At 37.3% G+C, this 26147-nt stretch carries 21 protein-coding genes and 2 tRNA genes; 6 read left to right on the top strand and 17 right to left on the bottom strand.

Going from position 1 to position 26147, the window contains the following annotated elements; translation table 11 throughout:
- Positions 1-159: 159 nt before the first annotated feature.
- Genes bioD through bioB form a run of 4 tightly spaced genes read right to left on the bottom strand, consistent with a single transcriptional unit; the run spans position 160 to position 3781 of the window.
- Entirely contained in the window at positions 160-846 is a 687-nt protein-coding gene (gene bioD, locus AACQ49_RS16655; protein ID WP_004247565.1) for a dethiobiotin synthase, read from the bottom strand.
- Positions 839-1606, bottom strand: coding sequence for a malonyl-ACP O-methyltransferase BioC (gene bioC / locus AACQ49_RS16650; protein WP_017628466.1), 768 nt, complete (start codon positions 1604-1606; stop codon positions 839-841). The genes bioD and bioC overlap by 8 nt, the downstream gene beginning before the upstream one ends.
- Positions 1581-2744 carry an 8-amino-7-oxononanoate synthase gene (gene bioF / locus AACQ49_RS16645; RefSeq protein ID WP_036971806.1) on the bottom strand — a complete coding sequence of 388 codons (1164 nt, stop codon included), beginning with the start codon at positions 2742-2744 and terminating at the stop codon, positions 1581-1583. The genes bioC and bioF overlap by 26 nt, the downstream gene beginning before the upstream one ends.
- Positions 2744-3781 (bottom strand): biotin synthase BioB, encoded by a 1038-nt coding sequence (gene bioB, locus AACQ49_RS16640; RefSeq protein WP_004244460.1) that lies wholly within the window; start codon positions 3779-3781, stop codon positions 2744-2746. Before bioB ends, bioF begins: the two co-directional genes overlap by 1 nt.
- Positions 3782-3884: 103 nt before the next feature.
- On the opposite strand from bioB, the gene bioA reads away from it, so the two are divergent.
- Positions 3885-5162 carry an adenosylmethionine--8-amino-7-oxononanoate transaminase gene (gene bioA / locus AACQ49_RS16635; protein WP_049198756.1) on the top strand — a complete coding sequence of 426 codons (1278 nt, stop codon included), beginning with the start codon at positions 3885-3887 and terminating at the stop codon, positions 5160-5162.
- Between the two features lie 56 nt (positions 5163-5218).
- On the opposite strand, the gene pgl is transcribed toward bioA, so the two are convergent.
- On the bottom strand, positions 5219-6208 hold the full coding sequence (gene pgl / locus AACQ49_RS16630) for a 6-phosphogluconolactonase (protein WP_036919993.1): 990 nt from the start codon (positions 6206-6208) through the stop codon (positions 5219-5221).
- A gap of 148 nt (positions 6209-6356) precedes the next feature.
- On the opposite strand from pgl, the gene AACQ49_RS16625 reads away from it, so the two are divergent.
- A complete protein-coding gene (locus AACQ49_RS16625) occupies positions 6357-7178 on the top strand; it encodes a pyridoxal phosphatase (protein WP_012367674.1) in 822 nt (273 codons plus the stop codon).
- Positions 7179-7242: 64 nt separating this feature from the next.
- Here AACQ49_RS16625 and modC read toward each other — a convergent pair whose 3' ends face one another.
- The 4 genes from modC to AACQ49_RS16605 form a co-directional block, all read right to left on the bottom strand.
- A complete protein-coding gene (gene modC / locus AACQ49_RS16620; RefSeq protein ID WP_004244454.1) occupies positions 7243-8307 on the bottom strand; it encodes a molybdenum ABC transporter ATP-binding protein ModC in 1065 nt (354 codons plus the stop codon).
- Complete coding sequence (modB, locus tag AACQ49_RS16615; RefSeq protein WP_004244453.1) at positions 8301-8993, bottom strand: molybdate ABC transporter permease subunit; 693 nt, start codon at positions 8991-8993, stop codon at positions 8301-8303. The genes modC and modB overlap by 7 nt, the downstream gene beginning before the upstream one ends.
- A 17-nt stretch (positions 8994-9010) precedes the next feature.
- Positions 9011-9781, bottom strand: a complete 771-nt coding sequence (modA, locus tag AACQ49_RS16610; RefSeq protein WP_004244452.1) for a molybdate ABC transporter substrate-binding protein — start codon at positions 9779-9781, stop codon at positions 9011-9013.
- Positions 9782-10305: 524 nt separating this feature from the next.
- Positions 10306-10449 (bottom strand): AcrZ family multidrug efflux pump-associated protein, encoded by a 144-nt coding sequence (locus AACQ49_RS16605; RefSeq protein ID WP_004247559.1) that lies wholly within the window; start codon positions 10447-10449, stop codon positions 10306-10308.
- A gap of 158 nt (positions 10450-10607) precedes the next feature.
- Here AACQ49_RS16605 and modE point away from each other — a divergent pair, with 158 nt between their 5' ends.
- Entirely contained in the window at positions 10608-11399 is a 792-nt protein-coding gene (modE, locus tag AACQ49_RS16600; protein WP_004244449.1) for a molybdenum-dependent transcriptional regulator, read from the top strand.
- A gap of 209 nt (positions 11400-11608) precedes the next feature.
- Here the strand turns inward: modE and AACQ49_RS16595 are convergent, their stop codons facing one another.
- Genes AACQ49_RS16595 through AACQ49_RS16585 form a run of 3 tightly spaced genes read right to left on the bottom strand, consistent with a single transcriptional unit; the run spans position 11609 to position 18902 of the window.
- Complete coding sequence (locus tag AACQ49_RS16595) at positions 11609-11920, bottom strand: hypothetical protein (protein WP_004244448.1); 312 nt, start codon at positions 11918-11920, stop codon at positions 11609-11611.
- Entirely contained in the window at positions 11920-17328 is a 5409-nt protein-coding gene (locus tag AACQ49_RS16590; protein WP_161779182.1) for a two-partner secretion domain-containing protein, read from the bottom strand. Before AACQ49_RS16590 ends, AACQ49_RS16595 begins: the two co-directional genes overlap by 1 nt.
- 47 nt (positions 17329-17375) lie before the next feature.
- Positions 17376-18902 carry a ShlB/FhaC/HecB family hemolysin secretion/activation protein gene (locus tag AACQ49_RS16585; protein WP_161779181.1) on the bottom strand — a complete coding sequence of 509 codons (1527 nt, stop codon included), beginning with the start codon at positions 18900-18902 and terminating at the stop codon, positions 17376-17378.
- Between the two features lie 175 nt (positions 18903-19077).
- On the opposite strand from AACQ49_RS16585, the gene modF reads away from it, so the two are divergent.
- The gene (modF, locus tag AACQ49_RS16580) at positions 19078-20544 is read left to right on the top strand and encodes a molybdate ABC transporter ATP-binding protein ModF (protein WP_004247554.1); all 1467 of its coding nucleotides are present in this window, start codon (positions 19078-19080) and stop codon (positions 20542-20544) included.
- Between the two features lie 350 nt (positions 20545-20894).
- Complete coding sequence (gpmA, locus tag AACQ49_RS16575) at positions 20895-21647, top strand: 2,3-diphosphoglycerate-dependent phosphoglycerate mutase (RefSeq protein ID WP_004244443.1); 753 nt, start codon at positions 20895-20897, stop codon at positions 21645-21647.
- A 67-nt stretch (positions 21648-21714) separates the two neighbouring features.
- Here the strand turns inward: gpmA and aroG are convergent, their stop codons facing one another.
- Both aroG and pnuC read right to left on the bottom strand, forming a co-directional pair.
- Positions 21715-22773, bottom strand: coding sequence for a 3-deoxy-7-phosphoheptulonate synthase AroG (gene aroG, locus AACQ49_RS16570; protein ID WP_004244442.1), 1059 nt, complete (start codon positions 22771-22773; stop codon positions 21715-21717).
- A gap of 243 nt (positions 22774-23016) precedes the next feature.
- Positions 23017-23745, bottom strand: a complete 729-nt coding sequence (gene pnuC, locus AACQ49_RS16565) for a nicotinamide riboside transporter PnuC (RefSeq protein WP_161779180.1) — start codon at positions 23743-23745, stop codon at positions 23017-23019.
- A gap of 239 nt (positions 23746-23984) precedes the next feature.
- Here pnuC and AACQ49_RS16560 point away from each other — a divergent pair, with 239 nt between their 5' ends.
- Positions 23985-24875 carry an aminoglycoside 6-adenylyltransferase gene (locus tag AACQ49_RS16560; RefSeq protein ID WP_004244440.1) on the top strand — a complete coding sequence of 297 codons (891 nt, stop codon included), beginning with the start codon at positions 23985-23987 and terminating at the stop codon, positions 24873-24875.
- A 155-nt stretch (positions 24876-25030) separates the two neighbouring features.
- On the opposite strand, the gene AACQ49_RS16555 is transcribed toward AACQ49_RS16560, so the two are convergent.
- The 3 genes from AACQ49_RS16555 to cpoB form a co-directional block, all read right to left on the bottom strand.
- A tRNA-Lys gene (locus tag AACQ49_RS16555) sits at positions 25031-25106 on the bottom strand.
- A 30-nt stretch (positions 25107-25136) separates the two neighbouring features.
- Positions 25137-25212, bottom strand: a tRNA-Lys gene (locus tag AACQ49_RS16550).
- Between the two features lie 152 nt (positions 25213-25364).
- A complete protein-coding gene (gene cpoB, locus AACQ49_RS16545; protein ID WP_004247552.1) occupies positions 25365-26138 on the bottom strand; it encodes a cell division protein CpoB in 774 nt (257 codons plus the stop codon).
- Between the last annotated feature and the right edge of the window lie 9 nt (positions 26139-26147).

Below are 26147 nucleotides of genomic sequence, written 5' to 3'. Positions count from 1 at the left end.
ATCCACAGGAATAGTGGATAACTGAACAAAGTGCTTATACCACGGTAGGTTACAGCTTTTTTTCTTATTAAAAATAACCCTAATATTTAGCAAAAAAATAATTTTTTTATTTTTTTATACATGAAAATAAGCTGTTAAAATTGACTCAATGATGATGTATCAATGTGATTTGAGATAAGAGAGATCAAGATAAGAGGTAAAATTATGTTGTTTAACGTCTTGTGTTAAATAAGGAATTTTACCTAAAAGTGGTGCTTTAATATGCGTCATTAAAGTAGCTAAATACTGCTGTTGATACCGTCCGGCAGGCTCTACTTCATTTGCTACCCAGCCCGCTAAAGTCAACCCTGATTGCCAAATAGCTTGTTGCGTTAATAATGCATGATTAATACAACCTAATTTAATACCCACCGTTAAAATAACCGGTAATTTTTCTTCAATCACCCAATCTGCAAAGAATTGGTTTGCTGATAGTGGCGTAAACCATCCCCCAGCACCTTCAACTAATACCCAATCTGCGCGTTGTTGCAGATAAGATAACCCCTTGGACATAACCTGAAAATCAATAGGTTGTTTTGTCTCTTCGCTCACAATATGAGGTGATGTGGGGGTTTCAAAGCAATAGGGATTCACTTGCTGATAAGCCAAAGGGACGCTACTAAACTGTTGTAACGTTAATGCATCACTATTACGTAAACCTTCAGGTAACCATTCGCTGCCAGATGCAACAGGTTTATAACCCGCCGTTTGATATCCTTGTTGTGTAGCGCATTGTAATAATGCACTACTTACGACGGTTTTACCGACTTCGGTATCTGTTCCTGTTAAAAACCATGTTTTAGCCATGAGAAATCTTTCCTATAACGAGTTCATAAGTAAGTAAATATTTACCAGAGTCTGTTTTGCGCCAAACTTGCTCTAATTGACGCAGTTTTTGGCGTGTCATTAATCCTTTTGGCCGTTCTCCTTGCACAAAATTCGCGCCTACCCCTTTTAATGAGGTAAAAAGCTCAGGCAATGATGCATATTGTTCTGTCACCTTTTCAGTCACAAATTGATATTGAAAACCACTACAGGCTTGTTCAATCTGTTGGTAAGAGAGGAACGGGTTAACATGTTGGTGGTTATCAAGAAACTGCCAAGCGTCTCGTACCTCTTGTAACGTTGATGTTGCTAACGTAGAAAAATAGAGCGCCCCTTGTGGATTGACGACACTCATTAAGCTATTTACCGCAATGGCAAGATCATCACACCACTGCATAGCTAAATTGCTAAAAACGATATCTATGCTGTGGGGGGTGAGCGCACAGTGCTCAATATCACTTTGTAAATAACAATTAGCCCGTTGTTGTTGTCTCGCCACTTGTAACATGGCATGAGATAAATCAAGTGCGATAACAAACCGCCCTTGTTGTCGCCATTTTTGACTGAAATACCCAGTGCCACACCCCGCATCTAGCACCCTATCCCCAGCTTGGTGGCGAGCTAAATACATCAATTTATCACCACTATAACGTTGAATAGAGGCATGATGATCATAATGGCTAGCCGCTTTACTAAAACACTGGGCTATCTGCTGTTTATCTGTTTTGATTGAAGAAACCATGAAGAAGCTCGATTAACATCGCAATGTCGGAAATTTGGTGACGAGTCGTTAAAGTAATGCGTAAACGTGCGCTGTGAGGGGGTACAGTCGGTGGAAAGATCGCTTTTACCCAGAAACCTTCACGTTGTAAATAGTCTGAAAGTTGTTGACAGCGTAGTTCATCACCAATAATTAACGGTTGAATGGCTGTTTGTGAAGGTAATAATGTGACTGGAAGTGATGAGACACCTTGACGGAAAAAGCTAATAAGTTGTTGAAGATATTCTCGTCCTTCATCATCTTGTTTAATAACTTTTAACGCTGCATGTAAAGCAACGGCTTGTGCGGGGGGCATTGAGGTACTGTAAATTAAGTGACGTGAATATTGTTCGAAAAACTCAGCAGTCGCCTTATTACACAGTACAGCCGCACCACTAATGCCAAAGGCTTTACCAAAAGTCGCTATTAATAACTCAGGTTTAATCCCTGCTTCATGGCAACTCCCTTTACCTTCTTTACCTAACACGCCAATACCATGCGCATCATCAACCATTAACCACGCCTGATGCTGTTGACTTATTTCTGCCATAGCCGCTAATGGCGCTTTATCACCATCCATGCTAAAAACCCCTTCTGTCACGACTAAGCTTTTATTCGCAGAGGTTTTATGAAGTCGCTGAGATAGAGATGGCGCAGAATTATGCAAAAAGCGCCATAAACTCGCCGGTGATAAGATAGCCGCTTCCATTAATGAAGCATGACAAAGTTTATCGGCAATGATGGCATCTTCTTTTTCAAGTAATGTCGCAATAACACCTTGATTAGCACTATAACCTGAAGAAAATAATAGCGCATGATCGTACCCTAACCAGTCAGCGAGTTGTTGCTCTAACTGCTGATGGGCCTGTGTAAAACCGGTAATATGACCCGATCCCCCACTCCCTATACCATATTCATTCGCACCACGTTGCCATGCTTGAATAACATCAGGATGTTGGCTTATCCCTAAATAATCGTTACCAGAAAAATTAACATATTTATCACCAGACAGTGTGGTTAAATAGCGTCCATTACTATGCTGGATCACCTGTCTTTTTCGCCATAATGGCGTATTTCTACGCTCATTAAGTCGCTTATCTAGATAGTTTTGCCAACTCATTACAGTGCCGCGTTATAAAATTGTTCGGTGTCTTTTTCAGCAACAGCTTGTAGCAACACGTCTTCTTGTTGCTGATCGCCCATTGAGACAGATAATCTTTCAGGATTTAAACCAAGCTTACGGAATAATTGGTGATCTTTATCTTCAGTGGGATTCGTGGTCGTTAATAATTTGCAACCATAAAAAATGGAGTTTGCGCCAGCCATAAAACAGAATGCTTGCGTTTGTTCACTCATTTGTTCACGCCCTGCTGAAAGTCGCACATAAGAGCGAGGCATCATAATACGAGCAACAGCAATAGTCCGAATAAAATCAAAGGGATCGACATCTTCATTATCAGCCAGTGGCGTACCTTTAATTTTGGCTAACATATTGATAGGTACACTTTCCGGCGGTTGCGGTAAGTTAGCTAATTGCACTAACATAGCGGCTCTATCTTTGACCTCTTCCCCTAAACCTAAAATGCCTCCAGAGCACACTTTAATGCCAGCATTACGTACTTTATCTAAGGTATCTAAACGGTCTTGATATGTCCGGGTGGTAATAATGCTGCCGTAAAACTCAGGTGATGTATCAAGATTATGGTTATAAAAATCCAGTCCGGCTTGTGCTAAGCGTGAGGCTTGTGAATCATCAAGCTTACCCAATGTCATACAGGTTTCCATACCTAGCGCTTTCACTTCTTTGACCATCTGCTCAAGATAAGGCATATCACGCTCATGTGGATTACGCCAAGCCGCGCCCATACAAAAACGGGTTGAACCTGCTGCTTTTGCTTTTTTGGCTGATTCAATCACTTGTTGTACTTCCATTAAGCGCTCTTTTTCTAACCCTGTTTTATAGCGCGCACTTTGGGCACAATATTTACAATCTTCAGGACAAGCGCCTGTTTTTATCGACAGTAAGGTGCTGACTTGAATTTGTGAAGGATCAAAATGTTGACGATGCACTTGTTGCGCTTGAAAAACCAAATCTAAAAATGGCATATCAAACAGTGCCCTAGCTTCTTTTAATGTCCAACGTTTTAACGTACTCACAATACATTCTCCTGTTCAAAAGTGATTGCCAGTTTAAATAATAGGGTTATCATGTCAACTAAAATTGATCACACTAGGTTTACATGATTAACTGGAAAGTAAAATGACACCCGATGATATTGCTTTTGATTTACGCCATATTTGGCACCCTTATACCTCGATGAGTAACCCATTACCGGCTTATCCAATCGTAAGTGCAAAAGGGGTTGAACTCACTTTAGCGAATGGCAAACAATTAATTGATGGTATGTCTTCATGGTGGGCTGCGATCCACGGCTATAACCACCCTGAACTCAATACGGCGGTAACAGAACAACTAGCAGCAATGTCCCATGTGATGTTTGGCGGTATCACCCATCCCCCAGCGGTTGCTCTATGTCGAAAACTATTGGCTATCACTCCCGCACCACTAGAGTGTATTTTCCTCGCTGATTCAGGCTCTGTAGCGGTTGAAGTGGCGATAAAAATGGCATTGCAATATTGGCAGGCAAAAGGTGAAAAACGCCAGCGCATTGTGGCATTAAAACGCGGTTATCATGGTGATACTTTTGGCGCGATGTCGGTGTGTGATCCTGACAATTCGATGCATAGTCTCTACAAAGGCTACCTGCCGAATCATCTGTTTGTCGAAGCGCCAAAAACCGGATTTTATCAACCGTGGGACGTTACTGATATAGACGCTTTACGCACCACATTAGCGCAACATCATCAACATATTGCCGCTGTGATGCTAGAGCCAATCGTCCAAGGGGCTGGTGGTATGCGCATATACCACCCAGAGTATTTAACACAAGCTCGAGCGTTATGTGATGAATTTAATGTGTTATTAATTGCCGATGAAATCGCCACTGGATTTGGCAGAACCGGTAAATTATTTGCTTGTGAACACGCGGGGATCTCCCCCGATATTATGTGTGTAGGTAAAGCATTAACAGGTGGCTATATGACGCTATCCGCCACGTTAACTACACGCCATATTGCCGATACTATCAGCCAAGGTGATGCAGGTTGCTTTATGCATGGCCCTACCTATATGGGGAATCCTCTTGCCTGTGCGGTAGCGAATGCTAGTTTATCACTATTAGAGCAAGGTCACTGGGTTAATCAAGTCGCCCAAATTGAAGATCAACTTAAAACCGAATTGTTACCCTTAAAGCAAGCAAAAAGCGTTAAAGATGTGCGGGTACTTGGTGCTATTGGTGTCGTAGAAATGGTTGAGCCAGTCAATATGGCTAAACTACAGAAATACTTTGTCGATGAAGGGGTTTGGATACGACCTTTTGGTCAACTGATTTATATTATGCCTCCTTATATTATATCACCTGAAAAGCTCACTAAACTCACTCAAGCAATTGAGAAAGCGGTTAATCTTACCAATTAATTATTTTGTTTTAATATCTCTAGCGGCATCATCTACCGCTAGAGAGCAAGCAATACTTATTTGGTGACTACAGTGACCCACATCGCCCCTTTTCCGACTGGGTAACAAGCTAATTCCGTTAATGCGCCGGTTTGCCTATCAATACGAGAAACAGAGACAAAATCAGATTTCTGACCGCAAGAAATGAGATAATTTCCTGTATTATCAAGATTAAAACCGCGTGGTTGTGTCTGTGTTGTATAATGACCTACAGGTTGTAGATGATCTCCTGCTTCTGAAACTGCCATTACACTCATCAAGCTTTCCGAACGTTCACTGGCATAGAGGAAACGACCGTCTGGGGTAATATGGATATCAGCGGCCCAACGTGTGCTATTGAAAGTTTCTGGCACAATATCGATGGTTTGCATTAAACGATAAAGATCACCCATACGGCGATAAACATTGATTGTTGCATCTAACTCATTAAGGCAATAAAACACTTCGCCATTAGGATTGAACGCTAAATGACGCGGCCCTGCATTTATTGCTGTGGTTAACTCTTCGCTACGCGCTTCACTTAAATGTCCCTCTTCTGAAAGATTAAATAGACGAATATGATCTTCACCTAAACAGGGAACAATAAGCTGCTTGTTATGCCAATCAATATTAGAAGAGTGTGGTTTATTTAATCCTTCAATAAGTTGTATTGGTGCTTGAGCAATACCTTGTTGATTAATCGGCAATACCGCTAAGTTACCTTGGTGATAAGAAGGAACAAACAAAAAACGTTCTGTTTTATCCAAGCACAGATGAACTGGTGCACTTGGAATTGCCGTTATTGCTTTTTGTTCTAACTGGCCATCAGGTGCGATTTCAAAGGTCACCACACTAAAATGAGGACGAATGCCAACATAAAGATGTTTTCCATCTGCACTAGCCACCATAGGTTGAACTTGTCCTGCAACCTCAACAACCTGCAGTAGATGCATCTCTCCCGCGCTATTTAATGTATACGCATGGATTTGATGACTCTCTGGACTTGCTACATAGACTACCTGTTTCATCCTTTCTCCTTAAAATCGATTACCTATTGATTTATAAAGAATAATAACTTAACCAACTGATACCTGTCACGATTAAGCTAGTTTATCTTTGCTAGGTTAACGTGTAACATCAGCATCATTGCATCTTTATACTATCAAGGGGCTTATTATGTCGTACCGCGTTATTGCACTGGATCTTGATGGCACATTGCTTGATGACCAAAAACGTATCCTACCGGGATCTTTAACTGCTCTTAATCTTGCCAGAAAAGCGGGCGTTAAAGTACTCATTGTAACAGGTCGTCACCATGTTGCTATTCATCCATTCTATCAAGCGCTAGATCTTGATACACCCGCTATCTGTTGTAATGGTACTTATCTTTACGACTACCTCGGTAAAAAAGTGCTTGAATCTGATCCTTTAACCCCCGAAGAAACACGCGCGGTACTCGACTTGGTTAAACAAACCGATGTGCATCATTTAGTCTATGCAGATGATGCAATGATGTATGATCAACTTACCGCTGCCGTACAACGTACACTTAATTGGGCTGATACTCTTCCTCTGGCACAACGCCCTAATTTAGTCAAAGTAGATGATTTTTACCAAGCAATGCATCATGTTGATTCTATCTGGAAAATAGCGACCACAACCCCCAATCACGATGAGTTACGTGCTTTAATCGAACAAGTAGAACAACAAGTCGGCTTAGAGTGTGAATGGTCTTGGGTCGATCAAGTTGATATCGCCAAGAAAGGTAATAGCAAAGGTCGCCGTTTACAGCGTTGGGTTGAAGCTAATGGCATGAAGATGAGTGATGTTATGGCGTTTGGTGATAACTTCAATGACTTAAGTATGTTAGAGCATGTTGGTTTAGGTGTTGCTATGGGCAACGCATCAGATGAGGTCAAAGCACGCGCTAAACTGGTGACTAAAAATAATAATCAGCCCGGTATTGCAGAGACTATTCATAAATATATTTTGTCTTAAATACTTGTTATTCAAACAACAAAGCCTCATCTATGACGAGGCTTTATTTTTATAAATCAATAAATTAAAGATGGCGACTTAGTGAAATGCTTTTTATTTGCGCATAGAGCCACTGCCCTTCTTGAATATTGAGTTCATCTCTCGCCCAAGGGGTGATCCGCGCCCATAAATAATTGCCATCATTAACCAGTTTCACATCTACCTGATCATCATGTTTGATCATTTCGACCACTTTCATATGTAATATATTACGGATACTACTATTTGATGGGCGAGTGGTAGTTAACGATACATCTGAAGCATCAATACGAACGCGCACATCGCGACCTATTTTTGCCTCGATTTGTGGCAACCACAGTACTTGATTACCAAAGGCGGTCGCCGTCATCGCATAATGGCTATGATGTTCAACGACCATAACATTTGCAACACTGCTTAACGTCTCTTTTTGTAACCAAGGGCGTAATGCGCTACTGGCCCAAACATCTTCTAACTTACCCATTGCCTTAATTTTTCCGGCATCCATAACAATCACATTATCAGCAAGTCGAATAATCTCATCTAGACTATGACTCACATACAAAATAGGTATTTGTACATCTTGTGAAAGTTTTTCTAAATAGGGTAATAATTCACGCTTGCGGGGTAAATCAAGAGAGGCCAATGGTTCATCCATTAGCATAATATCGGGTGCAGTTAATAATGCACGTCCAATAGCCACACGTTGTTTTTCACCACCAGATAGCGTAATAGGAAAACGCGAAAGTAGATGTTCGATACCTAATAGATAAATAATTCTATCAAACTGTACTTTCATTGTTGGTGACATACCGTAAAGTAAATTTCCTTTTACGGTATAATGAGGAAATAGCCGTGCATCTTGAAATACATAGCCTACTTTGCGCTTTTCGGGTGGCAGATAAATTTTCTTCTCAATATCCACCAATGTGTGATTATTTAACACAATATGTCCTGAATCAGGTTTGGTTAAACCACCAATCACATTAATGAGCGACGTTTTACCTGCGCCAGATAAGCCAAATACCGCCGTGATACTTTCTGTTGGTAATTGAGTATTCACTTCCAGACACAAAGAGCCCAGTGTCTGTTTAAAATTCATCTCTAGCATACGCCCCCCAATCTTTTACGCCCCCAACGAGTTAGCCACTCTGAAGCCATTAAAGAGACGAGCGCCAAAATAATTGCAATGACACATAAACGGGCGGCATCCATTTCTGCCCCCGGTGTTTCAATTAACGTATACATAGCCAAAGGGATCGTTCTGGTTTCCCCTGGAATATTGGAGACGAAAGTGATTGTGGCGCCAAATTCACCTAATGAGCGAGCAAAGGCCAATACGATCCCCGCAATAATGCCGGGCATAGATAATGGTAACGTTATAGTAAAAAAGACACGTAATGGTGATGCGCCTAATGTTCTTGCCGCTTGTTCCATACGTTGGTCGACAGCTTCTAGTGCTAGTCTAATTGCTCTTACCATCAGTGGAAATGCCACAACAGCTGAGGCAAGTGCCGCCCCTCGCCAACTGAAGGTAAAACTAAATCCAAACCAATTATATAGCCATTCACCAATAAATCCGCGTCTCCCCATGCTAATTAATAATAGATAACCAACAACAACGGGAGGTAAAACTAAAGGTAAATGAATAATGCTATCAAGCAATGATTTACCGGGAAAACGAACCCTAACTAATAGCCAAGCCATCAATATACCAAAAGGAAGACTAATTATTACTGCAATTGTCGATACCTTAAGGCTTAAAAGAATCGCTTGCCATTCGTATTCACTTAACATCTCCAAAAGTATAATTCCTAAAGTGGGCTAAAGCCGTATTTCTTAAATATTTCTGCGGCTTGAGGTGTTTTTAGATAGTCATAAAAATCACGAACAGCTTTATTATCCTGTCCTTTTACAACTGCCATTGGATACTCAACAGGTTTGTGACTATCAGTTGGGAATACCCCAACCACTTTCACTTTGTCACTGGCAACAGCATCAGAGCCATAGACAATACCTAATGGTGCTTCATCTCGTTCAACTAATGCCATGCCGCTGCGAACATTATTAGTGCGTGCCATTTCCGGACTCACCACATCCCATGCACCTAAATATTCTAATGACTCTTTAGCATAGATACCAACAGGTACATGATCTGGATCACCCACAGCTAATTTTCCACCATTAAGTAAGGATTTCCATTTAGTATCCTTATTAATAACAACATTGTTTAATTTGCTATCTTTAGGAGCAATTAACACTAAGTCGTTACCTAATAATGTATGTCGTGAATCAGTCACCATTAAATTCTTATTAATAACATAATCCATCCACTGCTGATCGGCAGAAATAAATAGATTTGCAGGTGCTCCTTGCTCAATTTGGCGAGCAAGTGTTGAAGAGGATGCATAAGAAGCAACGACATCCGCTTGTTTTTCCTGTTTATATTGTGCCGAAATTTCATTAAGCGCATTAGTGAGAGAAGCCGCCGCAAATACCGTTATTTTTTCCGATGCCATGCTTTGGCTCACTAAAGCAAAAGAGATAATCGCACCAGCCAGTAACTTACCTGATAATTTTTTCATGTTGAGTTCCACTTAAATAGGACAATAACCACGCTGCATATATCAAGATATAACGTAAAATGAAAGGATAAGTTGATTAAAATTGGTTATATATCAATAAATATAGCGATAAATAGGGAGACAAAAATGGCGATAGCAATGGAGATAGAAACGCAGTCAACAACGGGACAACTTGAAGTTAAATAGCTAACAGCTAAATACTCTAAATAATTCAAGGTGTAGCTAGGCGACAAGTGAATGAGTCGCTAGGAGCATACATCAGTATATGACTAGTGCGAATAAACGCAGTCAACAACGCGACAACTTGAAGTTAAATAGCTAAATACTAAATACTCTAAATAATTCAAGGTGTAGCTAGGCGACAAGTGAATGAGTCGCTAGGAGCATACATCAGTATGTGACTAGTGCGAATGAACGCAGTCAACAACGCTACAACTTGAAGTATGACGAGTATTTGAGGAGTATTTGAGGAATATTAAAAAACAGCCCTTCACAATAAAGGGCTGTTCTAAATAGAGGGGTAATTATGCTTTTTTATCAGCCTTTGACTGACTAGGTGAAATTAAGTTAAAAATCTCGCCTAAACCATAAATAATGCCCATGATAAGTACCATCACAACAGGTACCATCAAGAGAGCGAACCCTAAACTTTTCAATAATTCAAACATGATAACCTCTTTATCATGGTATATTCGGAAAGCCAGAGTTGGCATTTCTTCACGAATAACGAATAATAACGCTATAGTTGTATCTATTCTAGAGAATTATCGTTTTGTGTCGGCACAAAAAATGCGATAAACAGACAAACCAGAAGAAGCCTATCATTATGCAAGCAGAAATATTACTGACACTGAAACTTCAAGATAAGCTCTTTGCTGATCCACGCCGTGTTGCGCTGTTAAAACAAATTAAAGCAACAGGCTCAATTAGCCAAGGGGCGAAAATGGCGGGCATTAGTTATAAAAGTGCTTGGGACGCTATCAATGAAATGAATCAACTGGCTGACGAACTCCTTGTTGATAGAGCAACTGGCGGTAAAGGGGGTGGAGGCGCCACACTGACTCATTATTGTGAACGCTTACTACAACTTTATGATCTATTAGGACAAATTCAACAAAAAGCCTTTGATGTATTAAAAGACGATTCATTACCTTTAGACAGCCTTTTAGCGGCTATTTCACGGTTTTCGTTACAGACCAGTGCCAGAAACCAATTTTTTGGCACCATTATTGAACGCGATCACTTACAAGTACAACAACATGTTAATGTTCAGCTTGCTGATCAAAAAACGGTTATTCGCGCGGCGTTAACTGAAAAAAGCGCCGATCGTCTAAATCTTAAAGAAGGCAAAGAAGTACTCGTTTTAATTAAAGCGCCATGGGTCAATATAGAAAAAGGCGCCTCTGTAGCACAACAATATGACAATGCGCTATCAGGCACCCTAACCCAAATTGAAACGGGTAATGAAAATAGCGAATTAGTGGTAACGTTAGAAGGTGGATTAGAAGTGTGTGCGACTTGTTCTAACCAGCATGTTACACAACAAAAGCTACATATTAATGATACCGTAACAGCGTTATTTAATGCCGATCAGGTGATTATCGCCACATTATGTTAATTATTAGCATGATGGCTTTTGAGTAAAAATAACACCATCACTTAATTGATATTTTAAAAATTATATTAAGTGATGGTTTTTCGACTAATACAACGTGTAAAAGCTTTTTTTATTGATGCAATTAATACTTTGCCAATACAATGGATTTTTAACGTTATAATTGTATTGTTATATATAATTTATTAATCTAATATTCCATCCATAAACTATCATTTAATTATCTCACTATTTGATAAAGCAATAATCTCTTTCATATAACGATGATATTGTTTCCCCTTTTTCATAATAGCATAATCTTTAATTGATAAAATATCCGTATGGTTAATAGAATTATTTAACCTCGACACTTCAATAAAAATAACATCCTTGCTATTAATTAAGTAAGTATAAACATCCTCTAATTGTTCTATCATATGATATAAACAACATGCTGATTTCAATGATGGAAATACTTTTTTGAGGTACGGAATGATAATTTTATTTTCTGAATCCTTAAATTTTAAAAAAGCTTCATTTGTCATCACTTTATTTCCCCAGGGGTAGTAGTTATTAAATTTCCATTTTTATCTGTGAGCATAGTAATTATGTTAGTTGGCTGTTTACTAAATTTATCAATTCCTATATTTTTATCAAGCTGAATCACTCTTTCATACAAAATATCAATACTATTGGTGTTTTTATTATATGATTCTCTCGTTTTATTAATAGGAATCTTAATGACAGCAGGACTTAATAATATATCTTTAATTTCCTGTTCACTAAGCGTAAATTGGCTAGCATTTTGCGCTCCTGAAAAATGACGTTTTTGTACATGCAACCAACCTGATTCAACATCTCCCACTTTAATATTAATCCTAGATTGAACAATAGGATGTTCTAATTCATTTTTAAAAACTACGGTTTTGGCTCCATTAGATACTTTATATCCATTCGTAGTTACTCCTGAATATATTATAAACTCCCCGTTATTGATTATTTCAATAGCTTTTTTGTTGGTAGTTATTAATAATTTTTCTTGTTCTACTATCGGTTTTATAGCAGTTATATTTAATTTTCCTGAAGTCATTAAAGACTTTGAACTATTAGCTAACATGCTAGAGAAAGCTTTAGCACTTTCTTCTGAACTAGCTAATACTTTATAACCAGTACCAACGGTGACACCAGCGATTGCAGCTTCTGGAGCTGATATCCCAGCGATATTAATACCTAGCTGATTAGCACAATAAACCCAATTAGCTTTACATGTACTAAATGCAGCTTGCGTAATAGCAATAAGTTCTGGTGTTGCTGCAATAACAGTGTGACCACCAATAATGCTCGCACTTCCTCCTAAACCAAGAGCAATCGCAATCATCCCTGCATTTTGTCGATTTACAACTCTTTCTGCTGCTGCAACATCACCTTTTGACGCTGCAATTATGTCCTTATTATTTTCTAGTGCTAGCTTTGAAAGCATATGTTCGCTGTAATTATGTCGATAAACTAACTCCGCAGAATTAGCCGCAGAAAATACGCCCTCAGGCTTACGAGTCACAATAGCGCCTGTCAGTGCACCAATTAATTTAGTGAGCTGTGTTTTTCCTTCATTGCCATGTAGTGCCTCTTGAATTAATGCAACTTGTCTGTCAGTTTCATTTAAATAACTAGGCTCAAATAATTTACTTTGTAGCGATATTGCCGCTATTTCTGCTGCCAAGGCGCCGGCTACTGCACCTGTTACACTGCCTCCTGCAATTTCAGCACTCACTCCTGCAACAACAGAATGGCTTAAAACCTTTCCTGCATGCCCTAATATCGCACCGTTATCACCAATGAGATTGGCACCTTCAGCGTGAAATTGACTGCCGATATGGCTTAATAGCGCAGTTTTAAAATTATCAATAAAACTGCCACCTTGAATGGCTGTGCCCAGTGTAGAACTCACTACTGACTGTGAGGCAACGCGTTGAGCAACTTGAGTCCATGTGGCATTATCCGTCGCAAGCAACTTGCCTGTTGTCGGTAATGTTCCCCCCTGTATTGCTTGATCCCAACCCATAAATTGGTCAAGACCTTGCAAGGCGCCTGCAACGGTCATACTGGTGACAATGGATTTCACCGTATCACTGCGACTTAAGGCGCCAAATGTTTTAGAAATATTGCCTTGATTTTCGGCTAAAGAGACCGCAGCTTGCGAAACTAAAGAAGCAAAACCGGCTTGTGCCGCAACTGATGCCGTTGACGCAACCCCCGCAGAGGCTCCTGCAGCAATAGTGGCATTACTTGCCATTCCTCCTATTGAGGCAGCTGTTGCCGTACCATAAGTTGCAACCCCTACCGCGATGGCAATAACCGCACCAACAACTGGATTTAACTGCTGGGTTTTATCATCCCAACTGGAATAAGTGTCTTTCACTAAATTCCAATTAATATTTTCTTGACCTTGGAGCGCATTAAGCCAAGCATATTCTGGTGTGTTACTTAAGGCAGTTAATGCCTGCTCTAAAGATTGCTCTTTTTTGGCTTTAATATCTGCAGATATGCCTTTTGGCGCATCGATAGTCAGCTTTCCGCCAATATAGAGTTCAGGTAATAGCCATGTTCCCTTGGTGTATCCCTGATTACGTTGAGTGATATATATATCTTTTGAACGAGTAATAACTTGTTTAAAAGCAGTATCTTTCACCGCTTTAAAATTAATGCCTCCTGTTTTACTGGTTAATTTGGCATTCTTTGCTGTCTCTAATTTGCTTGCTTCTAAAGTGATATCATCTTTAGCAATTAAATTAATATCGTCATTAGCAATAAACTCGGTAACTTTATTCGTTGTGTTATTAAATGTTTTGGTATATTTCTTTTTAGTCGCACACAGTGTCCACCAATTACATTTTTTCTTTTCTTCTTCATAGTAACTGGATTCTTCCATTGCCTGTGCATAAAGAAATCCACCTTTAGCAGCAATATCCATCTTTTTATTAGCAGCCAATTGAGAGGCCTGAAATAAAATACTGCCCTCAGATAATAGTGTTAGATGATTACCGCTATTAATTTCAGTACTGACTTGTTTACGAAGTTCTTCTAACTCTGAGTCCGACTCTTTACGAAAATGTGTTCTTACTGATCCCAATTGGATATTGCCACCACTGGAAATAGCAATATCCCCCTCTGATTTAAGTGAACTTCCTTCTGTTGTGAGTGAGCCTGATGATGCAATAGAAATACCTTTATTTCCCATAATGGATGTGGTGGCATATTGAATGTCTTGCGCATCTTCGTGGGGATCTTTGATGGCGGAATAAGCATTTGCACCCAGTTTTATATTTCTACCCGCTAATACAATGATTTTATCTTTTGAATTTAATACTGTTGAACTTAAATCAATATCACGCGCGGCATTTAAAATAAGGTTATTATCTGAAAATAATTTAGATTGTAGTTGGGGGTAATAAATATCACTGAAAAAAGGAGCGGCTTCTTTTATTAATTTGGAGGCAAGAAAAATATCTTGTCCTGCATTAAAAGTTATTTCTTTGTTACTATAATATTTTATTCCCTGACTAACAATATCTTTACCAGCCATCAAGCTTATATTATTCTTACTTTTCCAAAGCCCCATATTAAATAAAAACGCTGAAATATATTGTTCATCTCTAAAATTTGGCATTAGGTTGAAAAATAAAGACTCATCGCGTTTTATTTTAATATTCTCTAATGCTGATAAACTTTTTTCATTTGATTCATTAATTATTACATTTGAAATGTAAATGTTTTTACCTGAATAAAAGTCTATTTTTTCAGACACATCAATAAATGGTGCCTTAATGCTATTCAGAGTATAAGAGGCTATAGGGCTAAATGAATAATTAATATCTCCATTCTTAGTTATGATGGAAAAATGCTTTGCCGTTAAATCTATATTTTCAGAATTAACATTATCAATTGCTGTTAAATTTATAATATCACCAGATAATAAATTTGAATTACTTATATTTATATTTTTATTAGCAATAACAGATAAAGAGTTACTTGATTTTAAACTTAATGAGATATTTAAATTATTAGCATTTAATAGTATATTTTTAGCTAATATAGTACTTTCAAAATCAGATATTCTTCTATACTTTTTAATTTCTTTTTCTAAAAATGGAAATTTACGTTCTAACGCTATACTATCTTTAAAATCTAAAACTAAATTATTACCTGCTTTTATCATATATTCAGAAGCACTATCTACAATAAATTCATAATGACTTCCAGTTTTAGTAAAGGGAATAAAATGAACTATTTTTTGAAATTTAGTTTCATCAATATTATATTTATTTACATCATCTCGATAAAAAATATGAGCATTATCATGAGAATAAAGATCCCATTTATTAAGGTGTCCAAACCGATAATAGTATACTTTTGCATTGTTTCCCGTTGCGATAAGATCATTAGTTGCAAAAATATCAGATTGGGTATTAAAAAACTCGTTAGATTGTATATATAAATTTTTACCAGAATAAATAACACTAGGAACATACTTTTTATTCTTTTCAAATAATGAGCGTTCTACATTAACACCTCCATTATTTTTTAAATCTAATATATCAAACCACTTTTTATCAGAGAGTTCTTTTAATTCAGCAAGTAAAATAATTATAAGGAAATTATTCGTAGGACTATTGTAAGGATGAAGAAAATGAGTACCTATATTTATAGACGATGTAGAATCAGGCTCTTGCTTTATTTCTTTAAATAAAGGAGTAATAGATTCATTAACCAATTTCTTGGTTCTAATAATCAAATCACCCTTTTCTGTTTTTATGGTGGCTGATTGATTTTCAATTAAACTACTTGGTTCACCCTGTGCATTTTTTTGTATCCATAAATTATCTTTTGCTTGAATAAGCGCTTTTTCACCTTTATTAGTGAATTTATCTACGAATAAACGCATATCCTTTTCTGCGATAATATCACTATGATTCGTTAGCGTATTAGTTGCTAATGTAATATCTCTTTGCGCTTTTAAGCTGGCATTACTATTCATTTGTAGCGCTTTGCTACTAACATTAATATCTTGCTCAGATTGAATATTGCCATTAAAGGTAATTTTGCCATCAACTGTTAAATTGATACTGTTTTGCTTTGTTTGAATATCAGTTAAATTAACACCGACCCCTTTTTCTGTGCTAACTAAGCGTATTTGATTGGCATACATTCCACCCAATGCTTTTGTATCAATAGCGACGGTCGGTTTTACACCTTCTCCATTAATGCTATTTACTGTCCCTTTGCCGAAATCAATATGGTTATTCCCTTGCATTAAAGAGAGATTTTTAGCATTTATCTTTCCATTTATTTCAATACTACGACTAATAATATCGGCATAATTTTGTAAATCGGCATTCATACCTTGCTTACCAATAACAATACTGCCTTTTTTTACTTCTAGTGCCGAATAGGTACCTTGAGGGCTAAATTGAGGCTTTCCCGTCGTGAGAGTAATTGATGGAGTATTAATAAATGAGCAACCATCACAACTAATTCCATTAGGATTAGCAATTAAAACATCCGCTTGTTGTCCTGCAACTTCTAATTTACCTAATAACTGTGAACGACTATTACCGACAACTTCATTAATAATTAAATTAGCCGTATTACCTTTTAAATTTTTATTAGCAGATATTTTTTTTGCCAATTGACTATTGGCATCAACTTGCGAATTATTAAGTACTGCCCCCTGTTTATTAACATTAAAGACATTAAACCTATTATGAGAAACACCACTGTCATTAGGTGTTGCTATATTAATAATAGGAATATTATTTTGCTGATTTATTGTTATCGTTTTATCAGATGAAGTAATGACAGAGCCCCAAGCAGGATGCAATGGGTAAATAGCGGTTAAATAAATAACACAATAGCTTATTAAACGCTGTTTTCGCGAAATATCCTTTTTATGCATAAAAAATTCCTTATTTAAAGAGCAAAAGAAATTGACCAAGATAAAGATCATTGGTTAGCATTTGACCACTTTGGATAAATGAATGGTTTGTTTATCAATAGTTGTGAAGAAAAAGGGGAACGATAAAATGAAAGCCCCATAGCGCCAGCTAATAAAGACTGCTGCTTTGTTTCATATTGATCAGAATAGATAACGCCATAATCAACAGCTGTAATAAAACGCCATTGACCTAAAAATGAATTTATCCATGGTGTATTAATTTCATTACGCCAATAAAGTCCTCTATTGGCACTAAGCTTATTTTGTTTAGCACCACGAACTGCATTTAATCCATCTATGGTTATTTTTTCCACACTATAAAGATTATCAGATGTATATTGACCATAAAAAGACGTAATATAGGAGACAGAGTAAGGAAATAAATATTGATAATGTATATTTAGACTCAATTTTCTATAGTGGCTTCGGGGTGAGTTTTCAGCAATATAATCAGGTGATGCCCCAAAAAAAGACAACCCAATTTCTGCTGATGGATTAATAGATAAATAACCTGATGTCAGATTAAAATGATATTGGGGGGCTAATGATAGTGATGTTAATGTTGGGCTATTGATTAATATCGGCTGTTTGGCTAATTCCGTTTTTACTTTTTTATGCTTTAATATGCCTTTTAATATTATCTTCTTCTTACTATCCCGATAAAGTAAACGACTAATATCAACTTGCTGATTAGTATTTATATTTTTATAGATATATTTATTACTATAACTTTTAATAAAATGAGAAGAACGGTTATAAAATAACTGATATTGATAAAACCAATAGCCATAGGGAATATTTATACTCGCTGTATAGCCTCTATAATAATGTGAATGTAATAAATCTGTATTACTGTTTAAGGAGAGATCCCACTGCTCTCCAAATCCAAATAACGAATCTATTGTTGTGGTATTCGTCAGTAAAATTTCACCTGTTGCTTTTGAACCTGAATTATCAATAGTAAGTTGATTTCTGAAAGGATGCGTTTTGTTTTTCTTATAAATAAAAATAGTCGAGTATCCTATCCTGTCACTAGGTTGAATATCTAATCTATATTGTGATGTTGTTAATCGATTTAGTTGTTCAAGCCCATGCTCTAACTCACGTAAATTAAGTCGTTTATCTTGATATGAAGGAAATAGAATATCAACCATGGGGGAAGTCATATTATCAATAAAGATTGATTTTATCTTTCCTTCAATTACGTTAATGGTTAATTGATGATTTGAGAGATCTTGATCGGCAATAAAAGCTTGTGAAGTAATATAGCCTTTTTCAATATACGCATTAGTCATTGATTTAATGATATGTTGCATATCACTTAATGTTAAACATTTATTTATATATTTAGATATTAATTCTTTTTGTGCCTTATTAGTTAATAAACCATTCCTTTCTATTTTTATTTCATTAATTAAGAAGCAATTATTTACATTATTATTTATTTCTGCAAAAGTTATCTTACTTATCGTTAATAAAAATAGCGCCATTAATCCTAATAAATAGTTAACACATTCCCTTTTAATGTTATTCATATAAACGAGTCCTTATGTTTTTATTAAAATAACATAAATAATCTTGCCCATCTTTTATCTTTTTTATTCTCTCTGAACTATTTTTACTTAAGCGATCAGCAACAAATATTGACAAGTTTTAATTAAACCGATATTGGTAAGTATTCTACTTGTAATAAAAACAAGGATAATAATAATGAAGTACTTGCAACTCACAAAAACACAGTTTCGCTTAAGTGATACACTCTGCTTGCATATCGATGATTTAACTATCAATGAAGGAGAAAGTTGGGCATTCGTTGGTAGCAATGGTAGTGGTAAAACGGCGCTCGCTAATACATTATGCCAAGAGGGGATTTTATTATCGGGTGAGCTTATTAATAGGTTTACTCGTCCGATTAATCTCTCTTTTGAAAAATTACAAAAAATGATAGAGGAAGAGTGGCTGCGTAACAATACAGACTTATTAAGTGAAGATGAGGATGATACGGGATTAACCGTGGCTCAGGTGATCCAAATGCAGGTAAAAGATAATGATCGCTGCCTGTTATTAGCAAAACAATTTGGTATTGATGCACTTTTATCAAGGCGTTTTAAATATCTTTCAACGGGAGAGTCTCGTAAGGTACTGCTTATTCAGTTATTGATGAATAAACCTGATCTATTAATTTTAGATGAGCCTTTTGATGGTTTAGATATTGACTCTCGTCGTACATTAAGTGAGTTACTTTCATCACTACATCAACAAAAGCTAACGATTGTTCTTATTTTAAATCGCTTTAATGATATTCCTGATTTTGTGCAAAATGCTGGCTTATTGATTGACTGTAAACTCGTGGCACAAGGTAAAAAAAGTGATATTTTATCAGACTCAGTAATTGCGCAATTATCTCACAGTGAAACACTTGAAAATCTGATCTTACCCGCCTCAGACTCCGTTGATGCAGTTCCTACCTTACCACCAACGCTTTCCCCTATTATACTTAAGGATGGCGTGGTCAGTTATAATGATAAACCTGTGCTCCATCACTTAACCTGGGAAGTTAAACCACAACAACATTGGCAAATATTAGGTCCTAATGGCGCAGGAAAATCGACCTTATTAAGCTTAATCACAGGAGATCATCCTCAGGGCTATAGCAATGATTTAACACTATTTGGTCGTAAAAGAGGCAGTGGTGAAACCATTTGGGAGATCAAACGCCATATTGGTTATGTTAGTAATGCCTTACATCAAAGCTATCGCGTCTCTTCAAGTGTGAAAAATGTGATTATTTCTGGTTTTCATGACTCTATTGGTATTTATCAAGCCGTTACCGATAAACAGCAAAAATTAGCGGATGAATGGCTAACACTAATTGGTTTAACTGCACTCGCTAACCATCCTTTTCACTCACTTTCATGGGGACAACAGCGTCTAGTATTAATTGTAAGAGCATTGGTTAAACACCCGACATTATTGATCCTCGATGAACCACTACAAGGATTAGATACAACCAATAGACTATTAGTACAGCGCTTTATTGATATCATGATAAGCCATAGCAATACTCAACTACTGTTTGTCAGTCATCATCAAGAAGATGCACCTCACTGTATTACCCATCGACTGATTTTTATTAAAGAAGGAGATATCTATCGTTACCAACAACAACCCTGTTAACTAGATATAGGCTATTTTTAAGGTAAGATACATCATCACACTGAAGAAAAGGGTATTTGTTATCGATAGATGGCGATGATTTTAACGATAGATTTAGAGAGCATATTTTTTACTGATAATTATCCAGAATCGGCTTTTCGTTTCTTTTCACCGATCCCGTTAAATTAATAGCTTGATCGATTAAGCAAAAGGTGTAATAACTGTGTAATATTTCATCAAACAATCGTCATTTTTGACATAATCCCCCTAGTTTTGTTAGTTATGTTTGGCGTTCTTGTTGATGATCCATATAATGATTGCAGTCCTGATTTTAAACTTATATTAAGAAAGTAATTATAGGAGTCTAAACTATGGCAGTAACTAAGCTTGTGCTAGTTCGACACGGTGAAAGTGTATGGAACAAAGAAAACCGTTTTACAGGCTGGACTGACGTTGAATTGTCAGATAAAGGCCGTAATGAAGCGCAAGAAGCAGGTAAACTGCTGAAGGCTGAAGGTTTTACTTTTGACTACGCATATACTTCTGTACTAAAACGTGCAATCCACACTCTGTGGAACATTCTTGATGAAGTTGATCAACAATGGCTGCCAGTAGAGAAAAGCTGGAAACTAAACGAACGTCACTACGGTGCATTACAAGGCTTAAACAAAGCTGAAACAGCTGAAAAATACGGTGACGAGCAAGTTAAACAATGGCGTCGTGGTTTTGCGGTTACCCCACCAGAGTTAACTAAAGATGATGATCGCTTCCCAGGTAAAGATCCACGTTATGCATCTTTAACTGAAGCTGAACTGCCATTAACAGAAAGCTTAGCGTTAACTATCGACCGTGTAACACCATATTGGGAAGAAGTCATTAAACCTCGCGTTGCTTCAGGTGATAAAGTGATTATTGCCGCTCACGGTAACTCACTGCGCGCTCTGGTTAAATACCTAGACAATATGAGTGAAGAAGAAATTCTTGAACTGAATATCCCAACAGCAGTACCTTTAGTTTACGAATTTGATGAAAATATGAAACCAATCAAACGTTACTACTTAGGTAATGCAGAAGAAATCGCAGCAAAAGCCGCGGCTGTTGCTAACCAAGGTAAAGCAAAATAATTTTACTTTGAATTAGATAAAAAAAATGCCACTTTTGAGTGGCATTTTTATTAATAAAAACAGACTATTATGATTTATTACGACGAGTAGCGACTGCATCGGCTAATTGGCGTAATAACGTTTCTGTATCATCCCACCCAATACAAGCATCTGTGACACTTTTACCGTATACCAAAGGTTCACCACTTTCTAATGATTGATTGCCCTCTTCTAAATGACTTTCAACCATTACACCAATTAAAGCTTTTTCTCCTGCGCTAATTTGTTGGCAAATATCGGCACCAACCTCCATTTGTTTCTTAAATTGTTTACAGCTATTGGCGTGGCTAAAATCAACCATAACATTTTGGGGTAATCCTGCTTTTTTCAGACCTTCTTTTACGGCAGCAACATGTTCTGCACTGTAATTAGGCTCTTTACCGCCCCGTAAAATAATATGGCAATCTTTATTCCCTGCAGTACGAACTATCGCTGAGTGACCCCATTTAGTTACTGATAAGAAACAGTGTGGAGAGCCTGCAGCATTGATGGCATCAATCGCCACTTTAATTGTGCCATCTGTGCCATTTTTAAAACCAACAGGACAAGATAGTCCGGAGGATAATTCTCTATGCACTTGAGATTCTGTTGTTCGAGCACCAATAGCTCCCCAACTCATCAAATCAGCGACATATTGTGGGGTTATCATATCTAAAAACTCGCCAGCCGTTGGTAATCCACTATCATTGATGGTTAATAGCAAACGACGAGCAATGCGTAATCCTTCATTAATATCAAAGGTACAGTCCATATGTGGATCATTTATCAGCCCTTTCCAACCGACTGTGGTACGTGGTTTTTCAAAATAAACTCGCATCACAATTTCAAGTTTATCTTTCAGCTCTTCTCTTAATAAATTTAAACGCTGAGCATATTCCAGTGCCGCGTTAGGATCATGAATAGAGCAAGGCCCAATCACCACTAATAGGCGATCATCTTTTCCAGCAAGGATTTGATGAATAGCTTCACGGGCATGACGAACTGTAAACGCCGCATTGTCAGTGGCTGGAAACTTTTCCAATAATGCCACTGGCGGTAAAAGTTCATTGATTTGTGTTATTTTAAGATCATCATTCTGGTAATTCATTCCCGTGTTCCACTCTATTATTATCTAGTCAATATGATTTCTGTTTCTTCAATCTAACCATTCGTTTTCTCTCTGTAAACACCCTTAAGAGCCTAAACAGCCCATGACGATAGATAACAAAAACATCGAAAACAAGTAATAGCACCATTAAGTAAAATAATGATTTGAAATTGCCTAGAATAGAAGAATAAACACAACGAATAGCAAGGCTGGAGAGAAATATAACTCTACCAGCCTTTTTTATTATGAGAGATAATTATTTTTATTTGAATGCCTTGCTGATTTGATCCACAAACGAGAGCCATTAATAGCGATAGCCAATAAGATGATATATTCAATAGACATGGCATAAACACCCTGTTTATAAAATATAACAATACTAATGACATTAATAACAGACCAAATTAACCAGTTTTCTACCAATTTGCGTGTCATTAAGATCATAGCCACAATGGAGAGTACCGTCATTGTTGAATCCCAGAATGGGTAAGCATCTGGCTCGATAGCAGGTGTGGCTAAATTTGCCCCGAAGACATTTAAGATATCAACAGCAATAACTGCTAAATAGCCAAAAACGGTATCAATATTAAACGTTAGCGCAATAATGGCAGCAATGGAGACAATGATTAATACGATTTGTTGGCCCGGCTTTAACCAACGTATTTTCAATTCTGCTTGTTCAAAATCATTCACTCTACTCCATGCATACCAACCATAAATATTGGCAGCAAAGAAGAAAATTTGTAGCAGTAGACTGGCATATAACTGGATCTGGAAAAAAATAATGGCGAATAAAGTGACATTAATTAACCCAAATAAATAGTTAATGATCTTTTCCTGGCTCGCAAGCCATATACATAATAATCCAGCAATAGTCCCTATAGCTTCAATCCATGAGAGTGGATAGCCTTCTTTTCCTAATGGAATATTGACTAAAATATTATTGATACTAAACCAACTAATGACATCCATTTGACAACCCCGACTTAATCATAGAAAAAACAAATAAAATATGGGTTATTGCGACATTGTTGCAAAGTGATAAAGATATATATACATTCCTATCAATGATAGCACTTAGTTTAAAATATTAAACAAAATGCCATTTATTTACCATAAAAAACAAAAAGTGTTTTATATAATAAATATGCTATTTTTTTATTCATACTTACAACAAATAACTTTATCTACTATAACAACTAGAGAGAAATATGGAGCCAATCACCCGCTTAATCGATCGCATGTTATCTTTTGCATTACTTGATCCTCGAATTGAGGCTGTGGTATTAACAGGCTCAGTGGGTCGTAATAAGAAGATAGACAGCTATTCTGATATTGATATAGAGCTTATTGGTCACGGTGCGACTGAGCTAGCAAAAAACCAACATTGGCTATCACAATTTGGTAAACACCTCGTCTCTTTAGCAACAGAATGTGAAGATCCGAACGGCATTCGCTGGCCAATCTATTTGCACGTATTAGCTCAAGGCCGAAAAATGGATATTTTGATGGCAGAGCCTGAAAGAATTATCAATATGAAACAAAATGGTCTAAGTCCAGTTTATCAACGAGGCTATCGTGTTTTACTTGATAAAACAGGTTTATGTGACCAACTTCCAGAAATTAGCACTGTGACTCCCCCAGCCCTTTCCATAGAGCAAGCTGATGCCTTGGCTCAAGAGTTTTGGTTTGAAGCCACACAAATCGCTATAGCTATCTTACGTAATGAATTTTGGTTCGCTGAATATCGTATGAGTGATATAAGGGAATGGTTGATCCGTTTACTAGAGCAAGTTGCTCTGCAAACATCAACACAAGATGTCTGGTATCAAGGCAAAAACTTACGGGAGTGGTTACCTAAGTTTTACTCATTACGTTCATTAGAAAGCACACTGGCTATGAGTACCCCTTATGAAGCAGCGGCTGCATTAAGTATTATCATGGCTTTTTTTATTGATGCATCAAAGCGTTTTGGTTTGTCGATAGAAAAGGCAACACAAGCTCAAACACTTATTAGCGATTGGTTTATTGATAATGAACTATTAACTGAAAATGAATATTACCAAATAACCACTTCCATTATTTGTCATTATCCAACTTAAGTGAGATCAGATAGTTTTTTCAGCAATGGAGAAGCTATCTATTTACATCCTCTATTTGAGTAACTCGAGTAATAAATACAAAAACGAGTTATAGAGAGCATTTTTAGATAGAATGAGAATGGCGTGTGATAAAAGACTAGAAAAGCATATTGAAATGGTGGGTCGTGGGCGACTCGAACGCCCGACCAATTGATTAAAAGTCAACTGCTCTACCGACTGAGCTAACGACCCATTTCATAAAATGGTATGTAAATTCGAAAATGGTGGGTCGTGGGCGACTCGAACGCCCGACCAATTGATTAAAAGTCAACTGCTCTACCGACTGAGCTAACGACCCTTTTCGAACTCGCCACATTCTCTGTGGCAACGGCGGGTAATAATACTGATTTAATGTTATTGTGCAACGTTTTTTTTCAAAAAAACATTCAAACGCTGAAAAAACAATCAGTTAACCCCGAAAATGTAACATTCACATTACGGGGCCAATAATTATAGTGCTGCTAACTGCTTTTGTGCTAATTTTGCACCAGCACTGTTTGGATATTGCTTAACCACTTGTTGATAAATAGCTTTCGCATTATCCTTTTGCCCTTTCTCTTGCATAATAAGCCCTATCTTATAAAAGGCCTCACTTGCTTTTTGAGATTTTGGATAATTTTTCACAACAATAGCAAAAGTACTCGCAGCCTGATCTTTATTACCTTTTAGATAATACATTTGCCCCAACCAAAATTGAGCATTTGATTGATAGCTAGACTTCGGATAACTTTTAATAAAGTTGTTTAATGCAACAATTGCCTTATCGTAATCTTTTGAATTCAATACAATATCAATTGCCGCGTTATAATCGGCTTTTTCATCACCTGTTGACGACGAACTCGTACTTGTATCAGATGTTGAAGGTACATTGCCACCCGTTGAAGCCTCATCCGTTGTTGGTGCTGAGTTGCCACCATTTAGGCTATCTAATTGTTGATAGATATTACGTTGACGCTCTACAACTTGGTTTAACTGGTATTGATTTTCCTGAATTTGACCACGCAACATATCAATATCGCGTTGAGAATCTGCGAGTTGTTGCTGTAATTGGGTCAAAAGCTGACTATGAGCATTAGAGATACGCTCAAGTTGGGCGAGTCGTTCATCAGTAGAGCCTGAACCGATATTACTGATTGGCGCTTGGGCAATAGCGGCTACAGGAGCCGCTACGCCAACCAGTAACAACAGACTCATCAATAAAGGTCTGAAGTTACTGTTGTTCATGCCGTTCTC

Origin of the sequence: Proteus sp. G2675, from assembly GCF_963886535.1 — a bacterium.
GTDB lineage: Bacteria > Pseudomonadota > Gammaproteobacteria > Enterobacterales > Enterobacteriaceae > Proteus > Proteus mirabilis.
Note: the sequence above shows the minus strand (reverse complement) of the source record. Positions and strands in the feature narration are given on the sequence as shown.